This is a genomic window from Capnocytophaga periodontitidis (assembly GCF_016126015.1).
Lineage (GTDB): Bacteria > Bacteroidota > Bacteroidia > Flavobacteriales > Flavobacteriaceae > Capnocytophaga > Capnocytophaga periodontitidis.
This window is the reverse complement of sequence record NZ_JAEFDB010000001.1, coordinates 509,582-522,039: the sequence shown is the minus strand read 5'-3', so window position 1 is coordinate 522,039 and position 12,458 is coordinate 509,582. Positions and strand designations below refer to the sequence as shown.

The window sequence follows — 12,458 nt, the reverse complement described above, 5'->3', positions numbered from 1 at the left end:
TATTGCAATATATACGCAAAACATTAACTATTTTTTATTTAGTGTCTTGTTTGTCAGTAATTTATATATATTTTTTTACTTGTATAAAATAATTACTACTGACAAAATGGCACTTTCTAATAATACAAATATGAATATAGGAAATTTTGACAGCCTTGTTGCTGAACATATCGATGAAGATACTGAATTTATACCACTTCTCACTTTAGAAGATGAAGAAGAAATAGAACGTGAACGCATTCCTCACGTATTACCTATCCTCCCCTTAAAAAATACTGTACTTTTCCCAGGCGTAGTAGTGCCTATCACTGCAGGACGTGATGCTTCTATTCATCTTATTAATGAAGCTTATGCCACTACTAAAACAATTGGTGTGGTAGCCCAATTAGATGAAAAAACGGAGATTCCAGAAGGTAAGGATCTCTTCCGCTTTGGTACAGTAGCTCGTATACTCAGAGTACTAAAAATGCCTGATGGCAATGTAACTATCATTATTCAAGGTAAAAAACGTTTTGAAATAGAAAGTTTTGTTGAAGAAAAACCCTATATCAAAGCGGTGATCAAAGAAATGTCGGATATAAAACCCGACCCTAATGATAAAGAGTTTGAAGCAACTATTGATGCAGTAAAAGACCTTTCTATTAAAATTATACAGGAAAATCCAAACATCCCTTCAGAGGCTGCTTTTGCTATCCGAAACATAGAAAGTTACTCGTTCCTCATTAACTTTATATCATCCAATATGAATGCTACCGTTTTGGAAAAACAAGGCGTATTGGAAATTGATGAGCTGAAAGAGCGCGCTACAGCTATCTTAAAATATTTAAACATCGACTTGCAACGTCTTACTCTGCGCAACGAAGTACAATCGAAAACTCGTATTGATATCGATCAGCAACAACGTGAGTACTTCTTGCATCAGCAGATGCGCACTATTCAAGAAGAATTAGGCGGTGTATCGTATGAGCAAGAGATGGAAGAACTCAAAAAGAAAGCTAAAACCAAAAAATGGGACGACAAAATAAAAGAACTCTTTGAAAAAGAACTCAGCAAACTACAACGCACCAATCCTAATAGCCCCGACTATGGTATCCAGCGTAACTACTTAGAAGTACTCTTAGAATTACCTTGGAATGAATATTCTAAAGATAACTTCGACCTAAAACGTGCTCAGAAAATCCTCGATAAAGAACATTATGGATTAGAAGAAGTGAAACGTCGTATCATAGAGTATTTAGCAGTACTCAAACTGCGTAATGATATGAAATCACCAATTTTGTGTTTCTACGGACCTCCTGGGGTAGGAAAAACTTCTTTAGGTCGTTCTATTGCTAAAGCCTTAAATCGCGAATATGTACGAATGTCTTTAGGTGGTTTGCACGATGAGGCTGAAATACGTGGGCACCGTAAAACTTATATAGGTGCAATGCCTGGTCGTATATTACAGCAACTCAAAAAAGCTAAAACCTCTAACCCTGTTTTTGTGTTAGACGAAATTGATAAATTAGGTAGCAATAGTTACCAAGGTGATCCTTCTTCGGCAATGCTCGAAGTGCTTGACCCTGAACAAAACAAGGAGTTTTACGACAATTTCCTCGAAATGGGCTATGATCTCTCTAAAGTAATGTTCATCGCTACTGCCAATGATCTTTCTACCATACAACCTGCTTTACTCGATCGTATGGAACTCATCAACGTAACAGGTTATACTATAGAGGAAAAAACTGAAATAGCCAAACGACATCTATTGCCAAAACAATTAGAAGAACACGGTATGAAAGATACTGATTTGCTATTAGGTAAAAAAGAAATAGAACGCATCGTTGAAGGCTACACTCGTGAATCTGGTGTGCGTGCTTTGGAAAAAGAAATTGCCAAAGTAGTACGTTATGGAGCTAAAAACCTTGCAATGGAAGAAGCGTACGACCCTAAACTCACTATAGAAACTATAGAAAAAATATTAGGACCTGCTCGCTTAGAACGTGATAAATATGAAGACAATGAGGTAGCAGGTGTGGTTACTGGATTAGCTTGGACAAGTGTAGGAGGTGATATCCTCTTTATAGAATCTGCCCTTTCTAAAGGAAAAGGTGTACTGAATATTACAGGTAACTTAGGTCAGGTAATGAAAGAATCGGCTACCATCGCCTTAGAATATTTAAAAGCTAATGCTGAGCGATATAATCTTAACCCTAAACTCTTTAGCAATTACGATGTACACATACACGTACCCGAAGGAGCTACTCCTAAAGACGGTCCAAGTGCTGGTATTGCAATGCTCACCTCATTAATGTCTCTTTTTACCCAAAAACGCGTGAAAAGACACCTTGCTATGACAGGTGAGATTACCTTGCGAGGGAAAGTTCTCCCTGTGGGTGGTCTCAAAGAAAAAATTTTAGCAGGAAAACGTGCAGGTATTAAAGAATATATTTTATGTAAAGACAACGAAAAAGACATCTTGGAAATCAAACAAGAATACCTTAAAGGACTTACTTTTCTCTATGTAACCGATATGGAAGAAGTAATACGTTTAGCAATTACCAACCAAGATGTAAAACACAAAAAAGTTTTAACTTTTGATGAATAATTTGTATCTTTGCATTCTCATAACATAAAAAAACATAATGAATAAAAATCAAGAAGAAGATATATTAGGCGACAACCATATTGCCACCTCAGCTGTTACACCTCTTAGAGCAGATGCTTTTCAGTTAAGCGAAAGTGAAAAAATAGCTGAAATAGAAACACACGTACGTGCTATCCTTCACACTTTGGGAATGGACTTAACTGATGATAGTTTGAAAGGTACTCCTAAACGTGTAGCTAAAATGTTTGTAAAAGAAATTTTTGGGGGCTTATTACCTGAACGTAAACCTTCAATGTCTACTTTTAATAACTCTTACCACTATGGTGAGATGTTAGTTGAGAAGAATATAGTAGTATATTCTACTTGTGAACACCATCTATTACCTATAGTAGGGCGCGCCCATGTGGGTTATATTTCTAATGGCAAAGTGTTAGGACTTTCCAAAATGAATCGTATAGTAGAGTATTATGCAAAACGTCCACAAGTGCAAGAACGACTTACAATGCAAATTGTCCAAGAAATGCAACGCGCTCTCGGTACTGAAGATGTGGCTTGCATTATAGATGCTAAACACTTGTGTGTAAACTCTCGTGGTATAGAAGATATTGATAGCAGTACAGTTACTGCTGAGTTCGGTGGTAAGTTTAAAAATCCTGAAGTAAGAAAGGAATTTTTAGAATATATCAAATTAGAAACAAGATTTCACTAATTTTAAATGTAATTAGAAACTAAAAAAGCTATCCCAAGAAGGATAGCTTTTTTAGTTGTGGAGAAGATGGGGCTCGAACCCACGACCTTTTGGCTGCCAGCCAAACGCTCTAGCCAACTGAGCTACATCCCCATTTGCGCGGCAAAGGTAAAATATTTTTTTGAATTACCAAACCTATTTGCAAAAAAAGTTTTATTTTTGCCGAAAATTTATATTAATAATAATGACTGATAGATTACAAGGTTCTTTATATACAAAAATAGATAAACAATTGGCTATCACTACCTTCGGACATCCAAGCGCCAACTCTTTTCCTTTAGAGTTACTCAATAGACTTACCAAAGAAATTGATACTCTTTCTGAAAACAAAGAAGTAAGTATCATTCTTCTTAAAAGTGAAGGAGATGGAGTTTTTTGTGCAGGCGCTTCTTTTGATGAGCTTTTAGCAGTTACAAATGAAGAAGAAGGTAAACAATTTTTTGAGGGCTTTGCTCACCTTTTTTTAGCAATACGTCGTTGCAAAAAACTCATCATTGGTCGTGTCCAAGGTAAAGCTGTTGGGGGAGGAGTAGGGTTACTCGCTGCATTAGATTATGTGTTTGCTACCGAAGCTTTAAGTATCAAACTCTCTGAACTATCATTAGGTATAGGTCCTTTTGTAATAGCTCCTGCCATTCTTCGAAAAGCAGGACAATCAACTCTCAATGAACTATTTATGGCGCCCGATCAGTGGAAAAGTGCTTATTGGGCTCAACAAAAGGGATTAGTAGCGCGTGTATTCGAAAATACAAAAGATATGGATGAGGCTATAGAGCATTTCATAGCTACCCTGCTAAAATCTAATCCTATAGCTTTGTCAGAAATGAAACGTATTACTTGGCAACACACTGAACATTGGGAAAAAGAACTAATTGATAATGCTGCTATTTCAGGTAGATTAGTACTTTCAGAACAAACAAAATTAATGTTAGAAAAATTAAAGAATAAATGAAAACAGAAGAAACCATTTTAGAAATCAACCTTACTGCATTAGAAAAAAACATTCATTATTTAAAAAACCGACTCAAACCTACTACTTTGTTCTTAGCTGTAGTGAAAGCTTCTTCCTATGGAAATAATTCTGTAGCCATAGCTTCTCACTTACAAAAAAAAGGATTAGCTAATTATTTTGCAGTAGCTTACACTTCTGAAGGTATTGCACTTAGAAAAGCTGGAGTTACACTCCCTATTTTAGTATTACACCCACAACCTATAAACTTTGGTGATATTGTAAAATATAACTTGGAACCTACCTTATATTCACAACGTATTGCCAAACTATTCTTAGGCTATGCTGAAAAACAACAATTAGCAGACTATCCTGTACACCTTAAATGTAATACAGGGCTCAATCGTTTAGGCTTTGATTTGAGTGAAATAGAAGAGGTACTTACTTTGTTGAAAAACAATACTACTGTAAAAGTAAAAACAGCTTATTCTCATTTAGCTGCTTCCGAAGATATGAATGAGAAAGAATTTACTGAAAACCAAATAAATACCTTTATAGCTTTTCAAGAAAAAATAAACACAATTTTCACTCATAAAGTACTCTATCACCAATGTAATACTTCAGGCATACTAAACTATCCTCACGCACAATTTGATATGGTACGTTGTGGCATAGGAATGTATGGATTTGCTAATGATACTAAACTACAACAATATCTTACACCTATTATGACATTAAAAAGTGTAATCTCTCAACTACACACTTTGCAAATAGGTGATAGCTTAGGTTATAATCGTGGTTATATTGCCAACCATATCACTAAAACTGCAACAATCCCTGTAGGTCACGCCGATGGTATCAATCGTATTTATGGCAAGGGGAAAGGTTTCGTATTTATCAATGGGAAAAAAGCCCCTATCATAGGTAATGTGTGTATGGATATGATCTTAGTAGATGTCACTGAAATTTCTTGTCAAGAAGGTGATGAAGTAATTGTATTTGATAAAACTCATACAGCTGAAACTTTAGCCGAATCAGCAGGCACTATTTCTTATGAATTGATCACCTCTATGGCACACAGAATCAAGAGAATATATTTAGAAGATTAAAAAAGTACAAAAAAAAGTTTTCTAAAAGTTTGGTATTTAAAAAAAAGGTTGTACTTTTGCACCCAGAAATCGCGGGATAGAGCAGTAGGCAGCTCGTCGGGCTCATAACCCGAAGGTCACTGGTTCGAGTCCAGTTCCCGCTACAAAAATTAGATAACAGAAAATGAGTGGTTTATACGCATAAATCACTCTTTTTTTATGTCTGAATTTAGTGAAAAACTTAAAAACGCATACAGAAACGCATACGGAAACGCATACGAAATGAAAAACAAAGGTCTCTATACTAAACCACAAATCTATGATGCTGGTGGCGATACTTCCAAACGTTGGTACGTGTACTTCTCGTACCTAAATCCTAAAACTAACAAGATGGAGAGGCAAACACCGCTCTACTATGGTATGAACCGACATAAAGATGCTTCAGTACGCCGTGCAGCAGCTAAACAACTGCGCGATATGGTAGAGGATGTGCTGAAAAACGGCTATAGTCCGTATGAAGAGGGGTATACTGAAGAAAAAGTAATAACCATAGATGAAGCCCTCGAATTAGGATTAGAAAACGCTAAAGCCACAATGAAAGAAACTTCTTTCAAAGATCACAAATACAGAATACTGAACTTCCAAAAATGGCTGTATGAAAACGGCTTTAAAGATCGAGTGCTCTCCGTAATTACTAAACGTACAGTCCTCAACTTTCTTAATAGCGTACTACAACGCACAAGCCCCAAAAACCGCAATAATTTCCGCGCAAGTCTTTCTATATTATTCTCTTTCTTGGAAGAAAACGAATATATCACTGATAATTTCGTGAGCAAAATACCTGTACTCAAAGCAAAGCCTGAACGCAATAAAACCTATACCCAAGCACAAGAAGAAGAGTTATTTAAATACCTTGAAACTCACGACAAGCAACTGCTGCTGATGATTAAATTTGTAAGTTACAACTTCCTACGCCCTATCGAGGTGTGCAGATTGCAAATAAAAGATATCAATTTTGAAGAACGCCAACTCGTAGTAGATGCTAAAAACCAACTGCAAAAAACCAAAATCATTCCCGAACTCCTCTTTAAGGAAATAGAACACCTCAAAGGTACAAATCCTAATTACTTTCTATTTGCACCCCAAGGCGTGGGAAGTTGGGAAACCAATGAATCTAACAAACGCGACTATTGGACTAAGCGGTTTAAAAAAGTGAAAGAAGTTTTTGGTATGGGTAGCGAATATGGCATTTACTCATTCAGACATACCTTTATTACCAAGCTCTATCGCCAGTTGCGCAAAACACTCACCCCGCACGAAACTAAGAGCCAACTAATGCTCATCACTGGGCACACTACCTTTACCGCCCTCGATAAGTATCTGCGCGATATTGATGCCGAACTGCCCGCCGATTACTCAAATCTCATTCTCCAAGCCTCGCGCTAAGTAGGTTACTATCTCCTCGCCCCGTGCTTGTGCTAATTCCGTAGCCAAATATTCCATTGCCCTACTGTTATCCACTACCTTCTGAATAAAAGGACGTTTAGGCTGCCCTTTGCGGTAGCCGTGAGCATTCACACGGTATGTCGTTTCTCTCGGCTTGTGTCGCGTACGCTCGTGTGCCTTGCGCAACCTGCCCTGCTCAATACCATAATGATATACGAAGCCGTGTTTGCCCATCACAATCGCAATACCTTTAAGGTACTGTTGCTTGGTGCCGTCCATACGTTTAGAAGTACGGTAACGAGGTTTTGCCTGCGCGTTCTGCAAAGCGTTCTTGTCTCCACGCACGTGCTTGCCAAACTTCCCCGTCTCGCTCCTTAGCGAGCTCTGCAACATCACAGCCGCTTTCTTGCCTATTTCCTTTTCTTCATTCATAACTCGTCATTCGTAATTCGTCATTAGTTACACCCCACTGGTACTGTCCAATCCTCTTGCTTTACAATCAGTGGGGTAGGATTCTTAAAATGTACTTCTACATCTACACCAAAGAATTGCGCTTGAGGGTCCTCTACTGGGTAGATTTTCGTCAAATCCTTTTCAAAAGAATTGAAGAGAAAATGCCCCTTTTGGTGGTTATCCCAACGGATACGCGCCAAACACTGCAACGCAATAGATTCAGCCTTACTGATAAGCTCCTGCTGTGCCTCAAAATTATCGTGTGGCGCATTCGCATAGATAATCGAAAACGTAAGTTTACGCCTACCCATAGTATTCAATTCGCCACCATCTAACCCTAATTCATAGTCGTAAATAGCCAAAAAAGGCGAAGCAATCCCATTAAACGAACGTTCTTTTTCGGCAATCTCACGAGAGAAATACCCCACTTTGTCCTTGATATGAACATTCTGGTCTGCTAAATCGGAAAAATATTTTTTTAGCTGAAGATACATATTAATTATTTTTTTCTTGCTGTTCTGCTTGTAATATAGATTCGGTAAGGACTTCAAAGAAATCATACACGCGGGTGGCGTTGCACTGGTGCCAGTTGCCTAACGGCTGATGCTTATCCATTGCCATTACGCTGATAATCTTTGAAAAGGGCGTATAGCTTTTTAATGACGAATTACGAAAGACGAATGACGAACCCTCGTCTTTTGTCTCTTTTTTTTCGTCTTTAGCCGTGAATACCTTTGGAAACCTTTTGATGATATATTCCCTACAACAGGTGTAAGCAAATGCTACCTCGTAGGCGGTAGTTATAGCTGCCTTATCGGTATGCTCGGCTACTTGGGGGAGGTTCAGCACATCAAAAGGCGTGTCAGAAAGATTGTAGAGCGAGGCTACCAACTGGCGCAACAGCAACTCGTCCTTGTATTGCGAAAGGCGCAGACGGTAATAGATACTATCGGCTACGGAAAACTGCTTGATAGTAAGATTTGCCAAACGAGGGGCAGGAGGTATAACCTCTCCCAAGGAGAGGGGTGGGAAATGGTATAGCTTTTCGGTAGAGAGAAAAGGCTCGGCGTATTGCCATAACGTAGTGAAAGTGACTTCTTGCAATAACTGCTGTTGGGTACGCTTGGGCAAATGCCAAAGTAGTAGCTGCACAATGCACAAAGGCGTTTCTTCAGTGTTATCCAATGTTAATAGAATCCTGCACAACGCCCCTCGTTGCTGCTCATTGAGTTCTTCATAAGTTTGTGGTATTGTTATATCCATTATCGTCTGTTTTTTTCTCTGATGTTCTCGTATTCTTTAATAGCGCGTTGCATTTCTTTACCGTTTTTAGCATCGGCAATTACGTAGGCGTCTAATCCGTTTTTCTCGAGGCGGTCGAGGGTGGCAGTGAGCTGAGTGAGGGTGTGCTTGAGTTCGCTCATAGAAGTTTCAGACTTTAACAAACTTTCGGACTTTGCCAAAGTTGAGGGTTCGTCCGACACTGCCGATACTGCCGATACATTACCACCAGTAGCATAAGTGTTTTGCGCCTTGCCTGTGCGTTTGGCTTCTATCCACTCGGTAACACGGGCGACTTGCGGGTCGGAGAGGAGCATTGCGGGTATTACGTACTCTTTGCCGTGCACTACCCCTGCTACCTCTTGCCCTGTTTCGTCAGTGAAACCCAACCCCTTGGTATAACCTCCCTTGGCATAGCTGGGAGGCTGTTGTGCTGCTACAATTCCTAATTGTACCGCACCTATTGCACCTACTATAGCCGCCAAAGCAGTCCCTGCCAAAGGTCCTGCATCTGAATAGGCACGCATTACCGCCATAGCTGTATTGGCTATGATATTGAGCATATTGGCTGCTTTTTGTGCTTTGAACTGCTTGAGGGCAAGTTCTTTCTTTTTGGCTTCTGCTTCCTCATCAAGGCGTTGTACTTCCTTTTGGTATTGTGCTTGTGAAATATAGCCTTGGTTGAGTTGGTCGAGCAAGGCTTGTTTTTTCTTCTGTTGGTTAGCCGTATATTTGGAAAGCTCGCGTGCATTGAGGTTTTCCTGCAACTGGCTAAAAGCACTAAATGCGTTGTTCATTGCCCCTATGCCCATTTCTACTGCTCGGAAGCGGGCGTGAACGTTATCGAGGTTGGCAAACACATTTTCCCATTCGGCAGCAGTAAAACCTAATACATCAACCCTTTCGAGTTCTGAGCCTGCTGCTTTATCTACCTCTTTGGTATTTAAGTTATCCAACTGCTCTTTTACTTTAGTCATCTGATCTTCTACCTTCTGAATGTCTTCTATAAGTTTATCTTTGGCTTCACCAGTAACGGTTTGCAGGTAATCCATTAGGAGTTTTTTTTGTGCCTCGAAGCTGGCAAGACTTTCTTTTAAAATCTCCTCATCGGCTTTTCGACGGAGGGCTTTTTTAGCTTCCTCTAAGGTTTTGATTTGCGATAGTTCTTTGTCAGATATCTGTCCGCGCAGAGCTTCTTTGGCGGTGTCTAAATCCTGAATAAGGAGTAGTTCCTCTGCCTTTTCGCGTTTCTTAACGGCAAGGCAGTCGTTCATCTCTTTTAGGGTGCGCTCTACCTCTTTGGCGGCGTGTTTTTCGCGTACTTGAGTGAGTTCGGCTTGTTCTTGTTTTTCGTATTCAACAGCTATTTGCTTGTTGAGTTCTTGCAATTTGCGTTTTTCTTGGATTGTTTTGAGCAGGTTTGGGTCATTATTGCCTTTCGCTTCTGTTTTTAGTTTTAGAATATCCTGCTCTAAGTCGGCGTTTTCTTGTTGTAGCTTGAACCGCTTGTCGTTATACTTTTGCTCGGTAAGAGCCAACTGTTTGTCGAGGCTTTCTTCTAAGCCCTGTGTAATTTCTTTTTGCAATTCCTGCTCGGCTGCCAAGCGCGCCTTATTGGCATTGCGATAGTCATCGGCGTAGTCTTTGGGCTGTTTTTTTGTTCCTTCACCAGCAGGAGATATAGGAGTAACATTATCATCAGTAACAACAACACCATTCTTTGCGTTTTCTTCTTGTTGTTTAAGGAGAAGGTCGGTAGCTGCTTTCAGTTCGTCGTTTGCTTTTTTGACATTTTGAGCTTTGTTTTTAGTAGCCGTTACTATATCATCACTCATTGCCGCGATAGGGTTACCAAAGTTTTTCATTTCGTTCAAAGCGCGTTCATACCAAGCAATATTTTCTTCTAATGATGAATATTCTTGTTTGGCGAGGGCTTCAGCTTTTTGGTCTACCAGTGCTTTTAAATATTTTTCACGTGCAGCCGCTTTGATACTTTCTATATATCGGTCGAGAGCTTGTTTGGCTTTGTCCGTGTTAGCCGTTTCAACTGTAAGCTGTTTGTTGTATTGTGGAACAAGTCGGTTCAGTTCGTCTACTGCTTTCTTACGTTCGTTATAGCTTTTATTAGTATCATTGGCAGTTTTGAGTAATTGTCGCAAATGATGTTCTTGTGCCGCTGTTTGCACATTAGCTTCTTTGATGGCATCGTTCTGTATTTTGAGTTGTAAATTTACTTCTTTCTGTTTGTTAGAAAATAATACAAGAGCCGTTACTACTGCTGTTATAGCCCCTAATAATAATCCCCAAGGGTTCATTTTGGTAACGAGATTGAAAGTGCGCATTGCGGCTGTTGCTCTAATAGTATTACCTGTAAGTGTTGCTTTGGCAGCCGAAAGCAGCAGCACTGTACCTTTCCACAAGGCGGTAGTAGCATTTGTTACTTTCATAGCGGCATTGTACAAGATGGTTTGCTGCCAAGCGGCTTTGGTAGTAATAGTAGAGAGATAGACGGCGGCGCGGTAGCTCGCTACGGCGGTAGTACAAACCACTATGGCTTTTGCTAAAAAGGCGATACGCTCGCGGAAGACTTTCACGCCATCGCCTGCTTTGGAAGTTACCCCTGTGAGCCAACCCAGTAGCTTGATAAGTCCGCCGAACCATTGTGCCATAGTGTCGGAGGTGAAAAACTCGGCAAATACTTTTTTGATTTTCTCCCATATAGCAGCGGTGTTTTCGTTTACTTTGTTGAACTCGTTCTGTATAGAAGTGCCGTCCTGCATTGCTTGTCCTGAGAGGTTCATCAACTCGCGAAAGCGGTCGGCTTTGTCGCCTGCTGTACCGAGGGCTTTCTGTATCTCGAGGGTGTTGAGCTTTAAACCTTTGAGTACGCCAGCTGTTTGTTCGGCTCCTAAGCCTTTGAGGCTTTCGCCAAAGCGCAAAAAGAACTCTTCGGGGTGGGTATTGAACAGTTCGGAGGCTTCTTTGGTAGTGAGTTTCATCTGTTTGGCAAAGGCAGCGATATTGTTACCCGCTACGCTCATAAAGCGCGAGTAACCGCTGGAAGCCACTTCGGCATCGATACCGCTTTCTTCAAAGGCAGCTCCGAGTCCTAATGTTTTTTCGATAGAGGGCTTTAGCACGGCAGGCAATGCCCCTATGCGGGTGGCAAAATCGGTGATGTTCTGTTCGCTACTACTACCGTTAGCCCCGAGCTCGTTGAGGGCAGAGCCAATGGCATTGAGGGCTTCGCCATAGTTTTGGTCGCGGGTTTCCTTGAAAAGGTTTTTGAGTTTGCCGACCTTGGTAGTTACCTCTTCCAATCCGCCTTGAAACGAGTCGCCCAAGGCAACGTATATCTTATCGATTTCTTCGGTAAACTCCTTGATTTGCTCTTTATCGGTAATGCCCAAGCGACCGCCTATTTGGGCGATATTGAGCAGTTCCTGCTTGGAGGTGCGGGTATTGAGCTCATCAAACTCGTTCCACAACTCGCGTACCTGCTCGGAGGCGAGCCCTGTGGTTTTCTCTACGCCCGTCATCAGGTCGGATACTTTGAGGAGTTCGTCCACTGATTCGCGGGCTTTGCCCACAAAAGAGGAAAAGAAGCTCGTGATAAGGTTGCCAGTGAATACCCCGCGCACGATGTCGCCAAATCGTGAAGTACTGGTAGCCGTTTGGGTAATCGCGCCATTCACTTGGTTGATTTCATCGCGTACACGGTTGAAGTGCGCTTGTGCCTCACGCAATTGTGCTGCGCGCTGTTGGAACTCTTCAGTACCAGGAGTGAGGTTGCGGAGTTCACGAGAGAGTGTGCGCACCTCGCGATTTAAGGCAGTAAAAGTATTCTCTACCTCCTTACCGTTGATACGTATCGTAAGTTGTGATGTAGTGTTGTTGCTTGCCATT

General features: G+C 40.7%; 9 protein-coding genes and 2 tRNA genes. 6 read left to right on the top strand and 5 right to left on the bottom strand.

The features are described from left to right. Positions 1-130 precede the first annotated feature (130 nt). Positions 131-2,587, top strand: a complete 2,457-nt coding sequence (gene lon / locus I7X29_RS02680) for an endopeptidase La (RefSeq protein WP_198465973.1) — start codon at positions 131-133, stop codon at positions 2,585-2,587. 37 nt (positions 2,588-2,624) lie between these two features. After that, positions 2,625-3,296: a GTP cyclohydrolase I FolE gene (gene folE / locus I7X29_RS02675; RefSeq protein ID WP_009751174.1), complete on the top strand. Its 672-nt coding sequence runs from the start codon at positions 2,625-2,627 to the stop codon at positions 3,294-3,296. A 58-nt stretch (positions 3,297-3,354) separates the two neighbouring features. Here the strand turns inward: folE and I7X29_RS02670 are convergent. After that, positions 3,355-3,428, bottom strand: a tRNA-Ala gene (locus tag I7X29_RS02670). A gap of 91 nt (positions 3,429-3,519) precedes the next feature. On the opposite strand from I7X29_RS02670, the gene I7X29_RS02665 reads away from it, so the two are divergent. The 4 genes from I7X29_RS02665 to I7X29_RS02650 all read left to right on the top strand — a co-directional run bounded on the left by I7X29_RS02665 (position 3,520) and on the right by I7X29_RS02650 (position 6,818). Further along, on the top strand, positions 3,520-4,287 hold the full coding sequence (locus I7X29_RS02665; protein WP_198472726.1) for an enoyl-CoA hydratase/isomerase family protein: 768 nt from the start codon (positions 3,520-3,522) through the stop codon (positions 4,285-4,287). Continuing rightward, positions 4,284-5,393 carry an alanine racemase gene (alr, locus tag I7X29_RS02660; RefSeq protein WP_198472725.1) on the top strand — a complete coding sequence of 370 codons (1,110 nt, stop codon included), beginning with the start codon at positions 4,284-4,286 and terminating at the stop codon, positions 5,391-5,393. The genes I7X29_RS02665 and alr overlap by 4 nt, the downstream gene beginning before the upstream one ends. Positions 5,394-5,463: 70 nt before the next feature. Beyond that, positions 5,464-5,536 (top strand) — tRNA-Met (locus I7X29_RS02655). 118 nt (positions 5,537-5,654) lie between these two features. Further along, complete coding sequence (locus tag I7X29_RS02650; RefSeq protein ID WP_225883645.1) at positions 5,655-6,818, top strand: tyrosine-type recombinase/integrase; 1,164 nt, start codon at positions 5,655-5,657, stop codon at positions 6,816-6,818. Here the strand turns inward: I7X29_RS02650 and I7X29_RS02645 are convergent. The 4 genes from I7X29_RS02645 to I7X29_RS02630 are packed head-to-tail and all read right to left on the bottom strand — an operon-like array spanning position 6,789 to position 12,457. Next, entirely contained in the window at positions 6,789-7,250 is a 462-nt protein-coding gene (locus I7X29_RS02645) for a hypothetical protein (RefSeq protein WP_198472723.1), read from the bottom strand. The two genes, I7X29_RS02650 and I7X29_RS02645, sit on opposite strands and share 30 nt — an antisense overlap. Positions 7,251-7,273: 23 nt before the next feature. Further along, positions 7,274-7,765, bottom strand: a complete 492-nt coding sequence (locus tag I7X29_RS02640; RefSeq protein WP_198472722.1) for a hypothetical protein — start codon at positions 7,763-7,765, stop codon at positions 7,274-7,276. 1 nt (position 7,766) lies between these two features. Then, the gene (locus I7X29_RS02635) at positions 7,767-8,534 is read right to left on the bottom strand and encodes a hypothetical protein (RefSeq protein ID WP_198472721.1); all 768 of its coding nucleotides are present in this window, start codon (positions 8,532-8,534) and stop codon (positions 7,767-7,769) included. Continuing rightward, positions 8,534-12,457, bottom strand: a complete 3,924-nt coding sequence (locus tag I7X29_RS02630; RefSeq protein ID WP_198472720.1) for a phage tail tape measure protein — start codon at positions 12,455-12,457, stop codon at positions 8,534-8,536. Before I7X29_RS02630 ends, I7X29_RS02635 begins: the two co-directional genes overlap by 1 nt. Between the last annotated feature and the right edge of the window lies 1 nt (position 12,458).